Annotated in this window: 7 protein-coding genes and 1 pseudogene; all 8 read left to right on the top strand. The window is 76.1% G+C overall.

What is annotated here, in order from left to right; all coding sequences use genetic code 11:
• Window positions 1-78 precede the first annotated feature (78 nt).
• On the top strand, window positions 79-3,525 hold the full coding sequence (locus ABT026_RS26695) for an FHA domain-containing protein (protein WP_351117693.1): 3,447 nt from the start codon (window positions 79-81) through the stop codon (window positions 3,523-3,525).
• Window positions 3,526-3,927: 402 nt separating this feature from the next.
• The gene (locus tag ABT026_RS26690; RefSeq protein ID WP_351117692.1) at window positions 3,928-5,298 is read left to right on the top strand and encodes an ABC transporter substrate-binding protein; all 1,371 of its coding nucleotides are present in this window, start codon (window positions 3,928-3,930) and stop codon (window positions 5,296-5,298) included.
• Window positions 5,299-5,316: 18 nt separating this feature from the next.
• Window positions 5,317-6,678: a carbohydrate ABC transporter permease gene (locus ABT026_RS26685; RefSeq protein ID WP_502968059.1), complete on the top strand. Its 1,362-nt coding sequence runs from the start codon at window positions 5,317-5,319 to the stop codon at window positions 6,676-6,678.
• Window positions 6,675-7,589: a carbohydrate ABC transporter permease gene (locus ABT026_RS26680; protein WP_351117691.1), complete on the top strand. Its 915-nt coding sequence runs from the start codon at window positions 6,675-6,677 to the stop codon at window positions 7,587-7,589. Before ABT026_RS26685 ends, ABT026_RS26680 begins: the two co-directional genes overlap by 4 nt.
• A gap of 269 nt (window positions 7,590-7,858) precedes the next feature.
• Window positions 7,859-10,087 (top strand): bifunctional glycosyltransferase/CDP-glycerol:glycerophosphate glycerophosphotransferase, encoded by a 2,229-nt coding sequence (locus ABT026_RS26675; protein ID WP_351117690.1) that lies wholly within the window; start codon window positions 7,859-7,861, stop codon window positions 10,085-10,087.
• Window positions 10,088-10,385: 298 nt separating this feature from the next.
• A complete protein-coding gene (locus ABT026_RS26670; RefSeq protein ID WP_351117689.1) occupies window positions 10,386-12,761 on the top strand; it encodes a bifunctional glycosyltransferase/CDP-glycerol:glycerophosphate glycerophosphotransferase in 2,376 nt (791 codons plus the stop codon).
• A gap of 3 nt (window positions 12,762-12,764) precedes the next feature.
• The gene (locus tag ABT026_RS26665; protein ID WP_351117688.1) at window positions 12,765-15,032 is read left to right on the top strand and encodes a bifunctional glycosyltransferase/CDP-glycerol:glycerophosphate glycerophosphotransferase; all 2,268 of its coding nucleotides are present in this window, start codon (window positions 12,765-12,767) and stop codon (window positions 15,030-15,032) included.
• A pseudogene (locus ABT026_RS26660) lies at window positions 15,029-16,273 on the top strand (hypothetical protein); the annotation flags it as partial. The gene ABT026_RS26665 and the pseudogene ABT026_RS26660, both read left to right, overlap by 4 nt.
• Window positions 16,274-16,863 lie beyond the last annotated feature (590 nt).

Genomic DNA, 16,863 nt, shown 5'->3' with positions numbered 1-16,863 from the left:
GTTGGGGACGGCGCGGTGGGGGACCCGGGGCGTCGACCACTGCCACGGGCGCCCGAGCGGAAGGGATCGCTGACGGCGATGCAGATCCGGCTGACCGTCGTAGACCCGCTGAACCCCACCGCCGCGAGCCGCGACGTGCTGGTCACCGCCCCCGCCGGCACCACGCTGGCGGCCGTGGCGGCGGACCTGGCCACGGCGGTTCCCGGCGGGGACGGGGGCGGGACCGCCCTGTACGCCGGGGCCGAGCGGCTGGACCCGGTGCGCCGGGTACTGGGCGAGCCCCCTCTGGTGGACGGCGCGGTGCTGTCGCTGGGCGCGCCCGCCGACCCCGACGGCCACCTCGGCGCGGAGGACGGCATCGGACCGGCCGCGGTCGCCGAGCTGCACGTGGTCGCCGGCCCCGACGCGGGCGGCGTCCATCTGCTGCACGGGGGCCAGGTCACCGTCGGCCGCTCCGTCGACGCGGAGATCCCCCTCGACGACCCGGACGTCTCCCGCACGCACTGCGCGGTCACCGTCGCCCCGGACGGTTCGGTGACCGTGGCCGACCTGGACTCCACCAACGGCACGCGGCTCGACGGCCGGTTGCTGGACCGCGGACCGGTGCCGCTGGCGCCGGGCGCGCTGCTGCGGGTCGGGGAGTCCACGCTGCGGCTCGCCCTGCCCGCCTCCGTGCCGCCCTCGCCGGTGACACCGGACGGCGAGGGGTGCCTCCGGCTGTCCGTGGGGCCCGGCGGGGCCGGCTCGGGCGGGCCGGACGCCACGGCGGGCCCCGGTGCGACCGGCGTCGCCGGGGCGGACGGAGTGGCCGAGGTGGGCGACGGGGCCTGGGCGACCGGCGGGGCCGGTGGTGCCGTTGGCGCCACCGGCGCGCAGGAGGCGCACGAGCCGAGGGGGGCGTGGGAACGGCAAGGAGGCTGGGTCCGGCAGGAGGACCGGTACCGGCAGGAGGGCTGGGACGCCCGGGAGACCCGGGGCGGCGCGGCCGCCCGGGGCACCGGCGGCGGCCCGGCCGGGGAGGCCGCCGGTCTGCCGGGCAGCCCCGACGCGTTCCCCGGGGCTCACTCCGGACACTCCGGACACCCCGGGCGGCCCGGGGCGGCCGCGGCCACCGGCGGCGGACACTCCGGGCGGCCCGGGGCGGCCGCGGCCACCGGCGGCCGGGGCGACGCGCCCGCGGCCGACGGTCCCACCGGAGTCGCGTACGGAGGGGCGCCCGGCGTCCACCCGGCCGCCTCGGCCTCGTCCCCCGTGTTCCGTGACCAGGACCTCGCGCACGAGCCCGGCGCCCCCGCGGCACCCGGTGCGGCCACGGCCCCCGGTGAGGCCGGGGAGCCCGCCCGGCGGCGGGGCATAACGGCGTGGGCCCGGCGGCTGACCGCCGGCCGGAGCGGGGGCGAGCGCGCCGACGCCGCCTCCTCCGAACGGACCGCGCACACCGACGGCTGGGCCACCGTCCCCCGCCGCCCCGACACCTGGCCGGACCCGGCCGAGCTGCTGCTCACCGCGCTGGGCCCCGGCCCGCGCCTGTGGGAGCGCGACCACGACCACCCCGAGGCGCTGACCGTCCGCCTCGGCACCGCCGACCGGCCGTCCCCCGACGGCGAGGGCCTGCTGCCCGCCGTGCCGGTGACCGCCGCCCTGCGCGAGGCCGGGTCGCTGGGGCTCGCGGGGCCCCGCCCCCGGCTGGCCGGGCTGGCCCGCGCGGTGCTGGCGCAGCTCGCCGCGCTGCACTCCCCGGACACCCTGGAGATCGTGCTGATCAGCGCGGACCGCTCGCGCCCCCTGGAGGAGCGGACCGCGGAGTGGGCCTGGCTCGGCCTGCTCCCCCACGTGCGCCCCACCCAGGGCCAGGACTGCCGCCTGCTGCTGGCGCACGACCGCGACCAGGCCGCCGCCCGGACCGAGGAACTGCTGCGCCGGGTCGCCGACTCCGCGGCCGCGCCGTCACCCGCCCCGAACGGACCCGGCGGCCCGGCCGCCGCGCGTCCCGGCGGGCTGCGTTCCACGGTGCTGGTGGTCGACGGCGACCCCGGCGGCGCGGACGTGCGGGACGCGGTGTCCCGCCTGACGCTGAACGGTCCGCGGGCCGGCGTGCACGTGCTGTGCCTGGCCGAGACCGCACCGGCCTCCCCCGCCTCCCCGCTCACCGAGACCTACGAGACGGCGTGCTCCCTGGTCCCCGCCTTCCGCGCCTGCGGGGCGGTGGCACTGCTCAGCGGCGACGTCGCCACGGCGCTGCGGCTGCTGCGGGTGGTGCCGGTGGCCGGTGTCCCGTCGCCGCGTTCGGGCCCCGGCTCCGCCGCCACGGCCGGGCCGGTGCTGCCGCGGACCGCTCCGGTGGGCCACGGCACGGTGGGCGCGGTCGACGCGGTGTCGCCGGCGTGGGCCGAGCGGTTCGCCCGGGCGCTGGCCCCGCTGCGGGCCGACGCGCCGCCGTCCCCGTCGCCGAGGGCTGCGGGCGCCCGAGGGCCGCAGCCCGGGCCCTCGCAGCCGCTGCCCGACGCGGCGCGGCTGCTCGACGAACTGGGCCTCGCCCGCGCCACCCCGTCCTCGCTCCTGGCCCGCTGGGCCGACGCCGCGGACGACCCGGACTCCCCCGGCGGCCGCGCGGTCGCCGTCCTGGGCGCGGGTCCGCACGGGCCGGTCGCCGTGGACCTCGCGGCCGAGGGGCCGCACCTGCTGGTCGAGGGTGCCGTCGGCAGCGGGCGCACGGAGCTGCTGCGGGCCGTGGTCGCCTCGCTGGCGTCCGCGGAACGGCCCGAGCGGCTGGCGGTGCTGCTGGTGGACGGTTCCGCGTCGCCGCGCGCCCAGGGGCTGGAGCCGTGCGCCGAGATCCCGCACGTCACGGGACGGCTGATCGCCAACGACCCCTTGGTCATGCGGGAGTTCGCGCAGTCGCTGAGCGCCGAACTGAAGCGGCGCGGCGAGGCGCTGGGGCTGATGGACTTCGCCTCCTGGCACGCGGGCCGGATGCCGGCGCGGGTCGTGCCGCAGCGGGGGTCCGCGGCGGCGGGGCCGGCCGATCCGGTGACGATGCCGCGGCTGGTGGTCGTGGTGGACGACCTCGACGCGCTGCTGCACCCCGCGCTCGGGGCGCCGGGCCGCCCGTCCGCGGGCTCGGTGGTGCGGGCGCTGGAGGCCGTGGCGCGGGACGGCGGGCGGCTGGGCGTCCACCTGGTCGCGGCGGCGGTCTCGGCGGAGGGCTCGGAGGCCGGGCGGCTGTCCTCCCTGCGGGTCCTGCTCGACGACGGCGCGCCGACGGGGCGCGGACGCCTCCTCGCCCCCGGCGGGTCGGTCACGCCCTTCCAGGGCGGGCGGGTGACGGGCCGTATCCCCCGCACGGGGACGCTGCGGCCCACCGTGCAGCCCCTGGACTGGTCCCGCATGGGCGATCCCCCCACCCGCCGCCCAGTCCGCGAGCTCGGCAACGGCCCCACCGACCTCGCCCTCCTCACCAGCGCCCTCACCCGCGCCGCCGCCCAGCACCCCACCTCCACGATCCCCTCCGCCGCCGCCCGCTAGCCACCTCCCACGGGCGCCCGGGCCATGTCCGCCGTGCCGCCCAAGCCCAGGCCTGGTGGACAGCACTGTTCATCCCCCGACCCGCCCCCTTCCCGGAGGGGCTTACGTCGCGTGGAGCGAACCGTCCCCCGAGGACGTGGGCCCCTGCGCCCACCCGTGCCGCCCCAGCGGCACGATTGCCCGCAGGGGGGCGGGGAGCGTGGATCCGCAAGCCGCCGCGGTGACCCCGGCGGTACGGGCCGCCCCGGGGGTGAAAAGTAACGGCGGGGCAACAATCAGGGGCGACACGCCCGTGCCGCCGACGCCGCGTCAGCGCACGCGCGTAACCCGCACTTCCCCTGGGAAGGCGCAAGTCGCAACGTCCACCGACACGTTCAGCGACGAACGAAGAACGGGGCAACGATGCGCGTACGCAAGGCGCTGACAACCTCTCGGATACCCACCGCCCTGGTGGCCACCTCCCTCGCCCTCGCCCTCGCGGCCTGCGGCGGCGGTGACGGCGACGACGGGAAGAAGGACAAGGCCGGCGGCAGCGGAGCGGCGAAGGAGACCGTCGACCTGCCAAAGCTCGACGGGGAGACCCTCGAGGTCGCCGCTGTCTGGACCGGCACGGAGCAGGAGAACTTCAAGAAGGTCCTCGCGGAGTTCGAGAAGCGGACCGGCGCGACGGTGAAGTTCGTGCCCGCCCAGGACCCGATCATCAACTTCCTCGGCTCCAAGATCGCCGGCGGGGCCCCGCCGGACGTGGCGATGCTGCCGCAGGTCGGCGCCATCCACCAGGCCGTGGAGAAGGGCTGGGCCAAGCCGCTCGGCGAGGAGGCCAAGGCGCAGCTCGGGAAGAACTACAGCCAGGGCTGGCAGGACCTCGGCTCCCACGAGGGCAAGCCGTACGGGGTCTACTACAAGGCCGCCAACAAGTCCCTGATCTGGTACAACACCCAGGTCTTCGAGAACGCGGGCGCGAAGGAGCCCAAGAGCTGGGACGAGCTGATGGCCACCGCGCAGGCCGTCTACGACTCCGGCGTGACCCCGTTCTCGGTGGGCGGCGCCGACGGCTGGACGCTGACCGACTGGTTCGAGAACGTCTACCTCTCGCAGGCCGGCCCGGAGAAGTACGACCAGCTGGCCAAGCACGAGATCAAGTGGACCGACCCGTCGGTCAAGGAGGCCCTGACCACCCTGGCCCAGGTGTGGGGCAAGGCGGACTACGTCGCGGGCGGCGCCGACGGCGCGCTGCAGACGGAGTTCCCCGCCTCGGTGACCCAGACCTTCACCAAGGGCGACCAGCCGAAGGCCGCCATGGTCTACGAGGGCGACTTCGTGCAGGTCAACATCGGTGAGACGGACGCGAAGGTCGGCACCGACGCCAAGGTGTTCCCCTTCCCGGCGGTCGGCGACAGCGCTCCGGTGGTCTCCGGCGGCGACGCCGCGGTGATCCTCGAGGACTCCAAGGCCTCGCAGGCGCTGGCCACCTTCCTGGCCTCCCCGGACGCCGCCGGCATCCAGGCGAAGCTGGGCGGCTACCTCTCGCCGAACAAGGCGGTGGACTCGTCCGCCTACCCGAACGAGGTGCAGCGCAAGATGGCCGAGGCGCTGATCCAGGCCGGTGACGACTTCCGGTTCGACATGTCCGACCAGGCCCCGCAGGCCTTCGGCGGCACGCCCGGCAAGGGCGAGTGGAAGATCCTCCAGGACTTCCTGAAGAACCCGAAGGACGTCGAGGGCGCCCAGAAGAAGCTGGAGGCCGCCGCGGCCAAGGCCTACGGGGACTGAGGCCCGATGGATCCGGCCGTGACCAAGGAGGGGTCCCCGGCGGCTGAGCCCGCCGGGGCGCCCCCCGCCCCGCCGTCCCCCCGCGGCCGGGCGTCCCGGAGACGGGCGTCCGCGCTCCCGTTCCTGTTCCTGCTGCCCGCCCTGGTGCTGCTGGGCGCGCTGGTGGTGTACCCGATCGGGTACTCGCTGCTGCGCAGCCTCTTCGACCGCACCGGCGAGAACTTCGCCGGCTTCGACAACTACGTCGAGCTCTTCACCGACGACGGCATCCTGCGGGCGCTGACCAACAACCTGATCTGGGTGGTGGTGGCCCCGGCCGTCGCCACCGCACTCGGCCTGATCTTCGCCGTGCTCACCGAACGGGTGCGCTGGGGCACGGCGTTCAAGCTGGTCGTCTTCATGCCGATGGCGATCTCCATGCTGGCCGCGGGCATCATCTTCCGCCTCGTCTACGACCAGGACCCGGACAAGGGCGTCGCCAACGCGGTGTGGGTGGGGGTGCACGACACCTTCGCGGAGTCCTCCGCCTTCCCCAAGGCGCACCCGGGGCGCGAGTCGCCGCTGAAGCCGGCCGGCGGCGGCGCGTTCGTCACCACCGACCCGGTGCGCGTCGGCACGCCGGTGTCCCTGCCGCTGGTGGGCGTCGCCCCCGACGTGATGCCCGACGACGCCTCCCCGGCCCGCCCGGCGAAGGCCGGGCAGGACCGGATCACCGGGGTGACCTGGCAGGACTTCACCCGCGGCAAGGGCGTCGGCACGCTCAACGAGCCCGACGCCACCGAGGTCGGTTATCCGGGCATGCGGATCGAGGCGGTCAAGGACGGCAAGGTGGTGGACCGGGCGACGGCGGCCTCGGACGGCTCCTTCAGCCTGTCCGCCGAGGCCGACGGGGCGCTGCTGCGGCTGCCGGCCGACAACTTCCGCGAGCCGTACAACGGGATCGACTGGCTCGGTCCGTCGCTGGTCACCCCGGCGGTGATCGGGTCGTACGTGTGGATGTGGGCCGGGTTCGCGATGGTGCTGATCGCCGCGGGCCTCGCCGGGGTGCCGCGGGAGCTGATGGAGGCGGCCCGGGTGGACGGGGCCACCGAGTGGCAGGTGTTCCGCCGGATCACCGTGCCGCTGCTGGCCCCGGTGCTGGGCGTGGTGCTGGTCACCCTGATGATCAACGTGCTGAAGATCTTCGACCTGGTCTACATCATCCCGCCGGGCTCCTCGCAGGACGACGCCAACGTGCTGGCGCTGGAGCTCTACCGGAAGGGCTTCGCCGAGGACCAGCCGGGCGTCGCCAGCGCCATCTCGGTCTTCCTGCTGCTGCTCGTCGTCCCGGTGATGTGGTTCAACGTCCGGCGGATCAGGCAGGAGGGCCGACAGCGATGACCTCGACCTCGACGCCGACGGCGCCGGCCGCGTCCTCGGCCGGGAGCCCTCCGCCGCGCAAGGCCTCGCTCGCCTCGCGGGCGGTCTCCGGGCTGGGCGGGACGCTGGTCCAGCTCTTCCTGGTGGTGGTCGGCCTGTTCTGGCTGATGCCCACCGTGGGTCTGCTGCTCTCCTCGCTGCGCTCGCCGCGGGACATGGCGGACAGCGGCTGGTGGACCGTCCTGACCGAGCCCTCGCGGATGACCCTCGAGTCGTACACGAACCTGCTCGGCAACGACGACATCACCGGTTCGCTGTTCAACACCCTGCTGATCACCGTGCCGGCCACCCTGCTGGTCGTGGTGATCGGCGCGCTCGCCGGCTACGCCTTCGCCTGGATGGAGTTCCCCGGGCGCGACTGGTGGTTCCTGGGCGTGGTCGGCCTGATCGTGGTGCCGGTCCAGGTGGCGCTGCTGCCGATCGCCGAACTCTTCGGCGACCTGGGCCTGTTCGGGTCGATCGCGGGTGTGGTGCTGTTCCACACCGGGTTCGGCCTGCCGTTCGCGGTGTTCCTGCTGCGGAACTTCTTCGCGGAGATCCCGCGCGAGCTGCTCGAGGCGGCCCGGCTGGACGGCGCGGGGGAACTGCGCCTGTTCACCCGGGTGGTGCTGCCGCTGGGCGGCCCGGCGGTGGCGAGCCTGGGCATCTTCCAGTTCCTGTGGGTGTGGAACGACATGCTGGTCGCGCTCGTCTTCGCCGACTCCGGCAGCCAGCCGATCACGGTGGCGCTGCAGACCCAGGTGAGGCAGTTCGGCAGCAACATCGACGTGCTCGCGCCGGGCGCGTTCCTCTCCATGGCGATCCCGCTGGCGGTGTTCTTCGCCTTCCAGCGGCAGTTCGTCTCCGGGGTGATGGCGGGCGCCGTGAAGTAGGCCCCGTGCGGCGGACACCGCGTCCCGGGACAGGGGCCCGTGACGTGGTGTCAGCGAAGCGCGTCACTCGATCGGAAGCGTCCGGCAAGCGGGCGAATCCGTTCACCTGAAGGGGCGGTCCGGTCAACGGGCCGCCCCGACACGCGTCCGGCGTCGCCACCTGTCAGGGCGACAAGGCGTATCCAGGTCACACCTTCGGATCTTCCGGTACCGGTCCCGTCGGCCCGGCGCCCGAGCCCGACCGCCCCCGTCACCCCCTGGATGTGCCGTTGCCCAGGTTCAGTGTCATCGTGCCCGCGTACCAGGTCCAGGCGTACCTGCACTCCTGCCTGGAGTCGGTGCTGGGGCAGTCGTACACGGACCTGGAGCTGATCGCGGTCGACGACGGGTCCCCGGACCGGTGCGGGGCGATCATCGACGAGTTCGCCGCCCGCGACGACCGGGTCCGCCCCGTCCACCTGGAGCGCAACACCGGGCTCGGACCGGCCCGCAACGCGGGCATGGAGAGGGCGTCGGGCGACTACCTGGTCTTCCTCGACGGCGACGACGCTCTCACCCCGCACGCCCTGCGGGCGATCGCCGAGCGGCTGGAGCGCACCGGCGACCCGGACGTGCTGGTCTACGACTACGCCCGCCTCCACCTGGACGGCACCGCCGTGCGCAACCGGCTCGCCGCCGAGCTGCGCGAGGACGGTCCCGCGCCCTTCCTGCTCGACGACAGGCCCGGGCTGCTGGACCTGCTGATGGTCGTCTGGAACAAGGCCTACCGCAGGGACTTCGTGGAGCGGGAGAAGCTCCGCTTCCCGGACGGCTGCTACGAGGACACCCCGTTCACCTACCCGGCCCTGCTGGCCGCCGCCTCCCTGGCCACCCTGGACCGGGTCTGCCTCCACTACCGCCAGCGCCGCCTCGGCAACATCCTCGGCACTCCCGGCCGGCAGCACTTCGACGTCTTCGCGCAGTACGACCGGGTCTTCGCCTTCCTCGACGCCCGGCCCGCCCTGGCGCACTGGCGCGGACCGCTGTTCCAGCGCATGACGGACCACTACGTCACCGTCCTCCAGCGCGCCGACCGGCTGCCGCCCGGCACCCACCGCGAGTTCCTGCGCCGCGCCCGCGACCACCACCGCCGCCACCGTGTGCCGGGGCCGCCGCCCGCCGGGCTGCGCGCACGCGGCCGTCACCTGGTGATCAGCAGCGGCAGCGTCCCGCTCTGGCGCGCCCTGCGGCTCACCCTGGCCGCGTCCCGTCGCGCGGGCCGTCCGGCCCGCGCCGCCCTCCGCGCCGCCCGCGCGCTCCTGCTGCGCGCCCACTACGCCGTGCAGCGACTGCTGCCCACCCGCGACCTCGCGCTCTTCACCGCCGGGGACGGCGCCGCGCCCTACGGCGGCGACCCGGGCGCGCTGGAGACCGCGTTCCGGATGTGGTCGCCGCGCACCCGCACCGCCTGGGCCGCCCCGCGCGCCCTCGCCGACACCGTGCCGCCGGAGACCTCCCGCCTCACCCCGGACTCCCTCGCCTGGTGGACGGCGCTGGCCCGCGCCCGCTACCTGGTCACCGACACCGGCTTCGGCCGCCCGGTGCGCCCCCGGCGCGGGCAGGTCCTGCTGCACACCCTCGACGGCCTGCCGCTGACCCGCGCCGGACTGGACGCGGCCCGGCCCGACGTCGACGCCGTCCTCGCCGACGTCGACACCTGGGACCTGTGCCTGTCCGGCGACGCCCACACCACGCTGGTCCACGAACGCGGCTTCCCCGGCCGGTACACCACCCTCGAGTTCGGCCGCCCCCGCACCGACGCCTACCAGCGGGCCACCGCCGAGGACGTCGCCCGCGGGCGCGCCCTGCTGGGCGTCGCGCCCGAGCGCACCGCGGTGCTGTACGCCCCGGTCCCGCGCCCCCACCCGCAGCCCTCGCTGGACGTGGAGGAACTGGCGCGGCGGCTCGGCGAGCGGTTCGTGCTGCTCACCGCCGTCCCCGACCCCGGCACCTATCCGCCCGGCCGGGTGATCGACGTGTCCCGCACGGCGGCGCCCGCGGCCACCCTCTGCCTGGCGGCGGACGTCCTGCTCACCGACTGCTCCCCGCTGATCGCCGACTTCGCCGCGCTGGACCGGCCGGTGGTCCTCTGGGGCCCGGACCGGGCCGCGCTGGACGCGGTGCGCGGGCTGTACCCCGTCCAGGTGCCGGGCGCGGTCGCCCGGGACACCGCGGAGCTGGCCCGGCTGCTGGTCACCGGGGCCTGTGACGGCCCCGCCCAGGCCGAACTGCGCGCGGCCTTCCGCGAACGGCACTGCCCCTACGACGACGGGCGGGTCGCCGAGCGGGTGGTGCGGCGGGTGGTCCTCGGCGAGAGCGCCGGCCTGCCCGCGGTGACCCCGCCCGCCGAGCGCCGCCCGGCCCCCGCGGCCGCCCCGGTGGGCACGGCCTGCACCGGCCCCGCCGCCCTGCCCGCCGCACGGCCGGCCGCGGGCTACGGCCTGGCGGAACAGCACTGAGGGGAACGCCGCCGATGCCCACGTCACGCCCGACCCCGACCCGCCCCTCCACCTGGCGGCCACCGGGGCGCCCACCGGGCCCCCACCACGGCCACCGCCCCGTGGTGGGCCGCCACCCCGCCGCGCAACGCCCCGCCGCGAGCCGACCCCACGCGAACCGGCCCCACGCGAACCGACCCCACGCGAGCCGCTGACACCCCGCACCCCGCACACCCGCCCCGTACCGCCCGGCCCCGCACCGCACCGCCCCGGGAAGACGCCCACCCGCGAACCACCGCGAAGAGGAGGCGCGCGAACCATGCCCCGGTTCTCCGTCGTGATCCCCGCCCATGGCACCGCCCACCGTCTGGCGGAGGCCCTGGACAGCGTCGCCGGCCAGCGCCGGCCCGACCTGGAGGTGATCGTCGTCCTGGACGGCCCGGCCGGCTCCCACGCCCCCGAGGCCGACGTCCTCGCGACGCGTGCCGGCCAGGACCCGCCCCTGCGTCCCGTGCTCTCCCCGCCCTCCGCCGGGCTCGGCGCGGCCCGCAACGCGGGACTGGCCGCCGCGCGCGGCGACTACGTGCTGTTCCTCGACGGCGACGACGTCCTCACCCCCGGCGCGCTCGACGCGGTCGCCGCCCGGCTCGCGTCCGCCGGCGACCCCGACGTCCTGGTCCTCGGCCACGAACGCGCCCCCTGGTGGACCCCCGCCCGGCCGCCCGGACCCGGCCCCCGGCTGCCCGAACAGCACGCCCCCGACGGGCCGTTCCACCCCGCCGAGGTCCCCGCCCTCACCGGCGTCCGGCTGCCCGCCTGGAGCGCCGCCTACCGCCGCGCCTTCGTCGCCGCCCACCGCCTCGCCTTCGCCGACGGCTGGTACACCGACCTGTCCTTCACCCCGGCCGCACTGCTCGCCGCCGACCGGATCGCGGTGCTGCGCCGGACCGTCGTCGAGCACCGGGTGCGACGCCAGGGCAGCCGTCTCAACGAGCCCGGGCCGCACCACCGGGACCTGCTCGACCGGGCCGGGGACCTGCTGCGCCGCACGGCCGGACTGCCCGCCGCCCGGACCGGGCCGCTCTTCGCCGACCTGTTCGCGCTGGTCCTGCGCACCGCCGCCGACCCGCGCCGCCTGCCCGCCGCCGACCGCCGCGCCTTCTTCGCCGCCGCGGCCGGTCTGTACCGCCGTCACCGGCCCGCCGGGTTCCGTCCGCCCCGCGGCAGCCTGGGCGTCCAGCACCGGCTGCTCGCCGCGGGCAGCCACCCGGCGTTCCGCCTGCTGCGCGCCGCCCACCGCGTGGCCGGCCGGCTCCGCGCCCTCGCCGTCCTGCCCGCTCCGCTGCGCGGGCTGCGCACCCGCCTGCACTACCGCCGCGCGCTGCGCCGCCCGCTCGACGCGGACCTCGTCGTGTACTGCGCCTACTGGGGCCGCGGCTACGCCTGCAACCCGGCGGCGATCCACGCCAAGGCGCGCGAACTCGCCCCGCACCTGCGGGGGGTCTTCCTCGTCGAGCCGGAGGCCGTCCCCACGCTCCCGCCCGGCGTGGAGCACGCCGTGATCGGCACGCGTGCGTACTGGGAGCTGCTGGCCCGCGCCACCTACCTCGTCTCCAACGCCAACTTCGCCGACGCCGTCGTCAAGCGCCCCGGCACCGTCCACCTCCAGACCCAGCACGGCACGCCGCTGAAGCGGATGGGCCTCGACCAGGCCGCCCACCCGGTGGTCGCCGCCGCCACCGGGAGCTTCGCCAAGCTGCTGGCCCGCGTCCAGCGCTGGGACCACAACCTGTCCTCCAACCCGCACTCCACCGAGACCTGGGAGCGGGTCTTCCCCGGCGGGCACACGACGCTGGAGTACGGCTATCCGCGCAACGACGTGTACTGCACGGCGACCGCGCGGGACGTGGCCCGGATCCGCCGGGAACTCGGCGTCCCCGAGGGCGCCACGGCCGTCCTGTACGCCCCCACCCACCGCGACCACGCCGACGGCTTCGACGCGGCGCACGACGGCCTCCTCGACCCGGAGCGGCTGGCCGAGGCGGCCGGGGAGAACGCGGTGGTGCTGCTGCGGGCCCACTACTTCCACGACCGCGCCGGACACGAACGCGCCACCGCCTCACCGCGGGTGATCGACGTGACCTCGCACCGCTCGGCGGAGGACGTCTGCCTGGCGGCGGACATGCTGGTCACCGACTACTCGTCCATCATGTTCGACTACGCCAACCTGGACCGGCCGATCGTCGTCCACGCCTCCGACCTGGACGTCTACCGCGCCACCCGCGGGGTCACCTTCGACCTCCTGGCCTCGCCCCCCGGTCCCGTCTCCCGCACCTCGGAGGAGCTGTACCGCCTCCTCGCCGAGGGCGCCCACACCTCCGCGGAGTCCGCCCGCCTGCGCGCCGCCTTCCGCGCGCGCTTCTGCCCCTGGGACGACGGCCACGCCGCCGAACGCGTGGTCCGCCACGTCCTCCTCGGCGAACCTCCCGCCGCCCTCCCCCCGGTCACCCCTCTCCCCTCCCGCACCCCGGCCCCCTCCGCCGCACCACCCGAGCGGCGACGCGTGCCGACCGCGGGCGCAGACGGTCAGGACTCGCGTGACGCCTCGCCGCCCGCCGCGCCGGCCCCCCGCGCCGCACCCCCGGCCCCGGCGAACGCGCCCCACCCCCGCACCGCACCCCCCGTGAGGAACTGACCCGTGCCGCCCCGCCTGAGCATCATCGTCCCCGCCCACCGCGTACAGGGCTTCCTCCGCGAGTGCCTCGACTCCGTCCTCACCCAGTCCCACCAGGACTGGGAACTGATCGCCGTCGACGACCACTCCCCCGACCGCAGCGGCGAGATCCTCGACGAGTACGCCGCCCGCGACCCCCGGATCACGGTGCTCCACCTCACGGAGAACGTCGGCCTCGGCCGCGCCCGCAACGCCGCGCTCCCGCACGCCACCGGCGACCACCTCCTCTTCCTGGACAGCGACGACACCCTCACCCCCGGCGCCCTCCAGGCGATCGCCGACCGCCTCGACGAGACCGGCGACCCGGACGTCCTCGTCTTCGACTACGTCCGGGCCCACTGGTGGGGCGGCATCCGCCGCAACGCCCTCGCCCACGTGCTCGCGGAGACCGGCGCGGCCCCGGCGCCCGGCGACGTCTTCACCGCCGCCGAGCACCCCGAGATCCTCGAACTCCTCATGGTGGTCTGGAACAAGACCTACCGCCGCGCGTTCGTCGAGCAGCACGGCTTCCGCTTCCCGCCCGGCTACTACGAGGACACCCCCTGGACCTTCCCGGTCCTGCTCACCGCCGGGCGGATCGCCGCCCTGGACCGCGTGTGCCTCAGCTACCGCCAGCGGCCCACCGGCTCGATCCTCTCCACCACCAGCCGCAAGCACTTCGACCTGCACGAGCAGTACCACCGGGTCTTCGCCTTCGTCGACGAACACCCCGAACTGGAGGCGTGGAAGCCCTACCTGCACCGGCGGGCGGGCGAGCACTGCCTGGACGTGCTGGGCAAGCCGGACCGCCTGCCGCCCTCCGCCAAGGCCGAGTTCTTCCGCGCCACCGCCGGCCTCCTGCGCGAACTGCGGCCCCCGGGCACCGTCACCGACCCGGCCCTGCGCGTACTGGAACGCCCCTACGCCGCCTACCGGTTGACCCGGCAGACGGCCGCGATCCGCCGCCGCGCCGCCGGGACGGCCCGCCGCGCGCGCCGAATCACCGCCGAACGCGCGGGCCGCGTCCTGCAGTTCGCCCACCGCCGCCGCGGCCTGGACCCCGAACTCGCGCTGTACTCCTCGTTCCACCACCGCGGCGTGCTCGGCGACCCGGCGGCGATCCACCGGGCGGCCCGCGAACTCGCCCCGCACGTCCGCGGCGTGTGGGTGGTGCGCCCCGAACACGCCCACCAGGTCCCCGACGGGATCGAGCACGTGACCCCCGGCTCACCCCGGCACCTCGCCCTCCAGGCCCGTGCCACCTGGTTCGTCAACGACGTCCCCTGGCCCTGGATGCCGGTCAAGCGCCCCGGCAGCGTGCACATCCAGACCCACCGCGGCACCCCGCTGAAGTACCAGGGCGCCGACCTGCTGACCAAGCCCGGAGCCCGGCTGGGGCAGGACGTGCCGCGGATGCTGCGCAGGGCGGACCTCTGGGACTGGAGCCTGGTCGCCAACCGTCACTCCGAGCGGGTCTGGGAGCGCGCCTATCCCTGCCACTTCACCTCGCTGCGCACCGGCAGCCCGCGCAACGACGTGCTGGTGCGCGGTGACGCCGCCCGCGGCGCGGCCACCCGGGCCCGCCTCGGCATCCCCGCCGGGCAGACCGTGGTGCTGTACGCCCCGGCCCGCCGCGACCACGTCCGCGGCGGCCACACGGAGCCGTTCGACCCGGCGCGTCTCGCCGCCGACCTCGGCCCCGGGCGGACCCTGGTGGTCCGCCTCCATCCCTCGCTCGCCGACGGCCCGGCCCGCGGCCTCTCCCTCGCCGAGCTGCACCGGCGGGGCGTCCTCGTCGACGCCACCGACGAACCCCATGTGGAGGATCTGATGCTCGCCTCCGACGTCCTGGTCACCGACCACTCGTCGCTGATGTTCGACTACGTCAACCTGGACCGGCCCGTCGTCGTGCACGCCGGCGACCGGGCCGCGGTCGCGGCGAGCCGCGGCCTCTACCTCGACGTCACCGCCGAACCGCCCGGCCACGTGACCCGCGGCTACGAGGAGCTGGCCGAGCTCTTCGCCGGCGACGCCTGGCGCGACGAGCGGTCCGCCCGGCGACGCGCCCGCTTCCGGGCCGTGTACGGGGAGTTCGACGACGGCAGGGCCGCCGAGCGGGTGGTGCGCACCCTGATGCTCGGCGAGCCGATGCCGGCCCACGCCACCCCGGCCCCCGCCGGGTCCGCCGCCGACGGCTCCGCCTCCCTGCCCGCTCCGGCCGCCGGCCGCGACGACCTCCTCCAGCGGTCATGAGCGCCGCCGCCTCCCCGCTGGCCGCCCTGCGCCCCCGCCGCACCCGCGGCTGGGTACTGCTGCTGGCCGCCGTCTTCGCCGTGCTCCAGCTCGCCAACGTCAGCGGCCGGGACACCCCCGACACCAAGAACTACCTCTCGTACACGATGAGCCTGCTGGGGCAGGACAAGCGGGAGGCGGCGGGCGTCACCATCGAGTACGCCTGCGCCGGACAGGCCTCCGTGGCCCGCCGCGACCAGAAGGTCGACGTGGAGCGCTTCCACCGGGCCTCGCCCGCCCGGGACGTCGCCTCCACCTGCCGTTCCGACCACTGGCGGACCGTCGACGAGCGGCTGAAGGCCGGGCAGACCGGCGGGCACACCACGCCCTTCATGTCCGAGCGGTTCCAGCGCATCTTCGAGGTCCGCCCCGGCTACCCGGCGTTCCTCGTCCCGTTCGTGGCCACCTTCGGCGTGAAGTGGGGCCTGTGGGCGGCGGGCGTCACCATCACCTCCTCGTGCGGGATCCTGGCCTTCCTGGTCCTGCGCTCGCTGCGGGTCCGCCGCACCCTCGCCCTCACCGGCCAGGCGCTGTTCTACGCGCTGCCCTGCGGGGTGACGGCGATGCGGCCGATGACCGAGGGACTGCTGCTCCTGTTCACCCTGTCCGCCCTGTGGGGCTGCGCGCTGGCGCTGCGCGGCCGTGGCTGGACGGGCACGATGCTGGTCTCGCTGTCGCTGGCGGCGCTGTTCACCGTCAAGCACTCGCAGGCCCTGTTCCTCGGGGCGTGCCTGGCCGCGGCGGGCACGGCGGTCGCCCTGCGCCGGCTGCGGCGCGCACGGCCGGTGGGACGCGGGGTGGTCTCGGTGGCGGCGGCCTCCGCGTACGGCGCGCTGGCCACGGTGGTCGCCGCGTGGGCGCTGGACCACCCGTCCATGACGGACAGCGTGCAGGACCTGCTCACCGACCACTTCCAGCGGCCCGACCGGGCGGCGCCGTGGCGGGAGTTCGCGCACCTGGAGCTCAACTTCTGGGTGGAGTGGACCCGCCGCCAGCTGTGGGAGCCGCTGTTCGCCGCGGCGCTGGCGGCCGGTGCGTGGGGCGCGCTGCGCAGGCGTCCCGCCTTCGGCGTGTTCCTGGTCGGCGCGGCGGGCACGGGGGTGCTGACCCAGGCGGCGCACCCCGACATGGGCATCTGGGGCGGCCGCCTCATCGTGATCGCCTGGCTCCTGCCGGTGGTGGGCCTCCCGCTGCTCCTGGAGTCCCTGACCACCCGCCAGGGCCCCTTCTCCCCCACCAGCATCCCCCTCCGCTTCCCCCACCCGGCCTCCGGCTCCCTCTCCCCCAGGCCCGCCCTGTGGCCCCCCCGCTCGGCCCCGACCGACACACCGGACCCTGCTCCCGCCACCCTCGCCCCTGCTGCGGGCGGCTGGGCCGCCCAAGGGGCGATGGGGGCACCCCCTGCTCATGGGGGTCCCCCCTGCTCGAGCGCAGCCGAGAGCTCGGGGGAGGAGTCGAGAGCTTGGGGGAGGGCGGGCGCAGGCGGCGAGTTCGCACGCGACGGTTCGCACAACGCCGCGTCAGCCCCCCGCACCGCGCCGCCGGCAACCGGCACACCCCCCGCACCCCGCGCCGCCGAAGCCCGCACCGCCGGGACTCCCGCCGTCGCGGAACCCGCACCCGCGAGCCCTCGCGCGCCGCGCCTCACCGTGACCACCGCCACCCATAACCCCCCGGCCACCCTCGCCCACCTGGCCTCCCCGCCGGCACCGGACGCAGCCCCGGACAAGGGCAAGGCCCCCCGCACCGGCAAGCTGCTCCGCAAGCGCAGAGGCAAGCCCCGCACCAAGCC

It is taken from the genome of Streptomyces sp. NPDC002734 (genome assembly GCF_040295685.1).
GTDB lineage: Bacteria > Actinomycetota > Actinomycetes > Streptomycetales > Streptomycetaceae > Streptomyces.
Note: the sequence above shows the minus strand (reverse complement) of the source record. Positions and strands in the feature narration are given on the sequence as shown.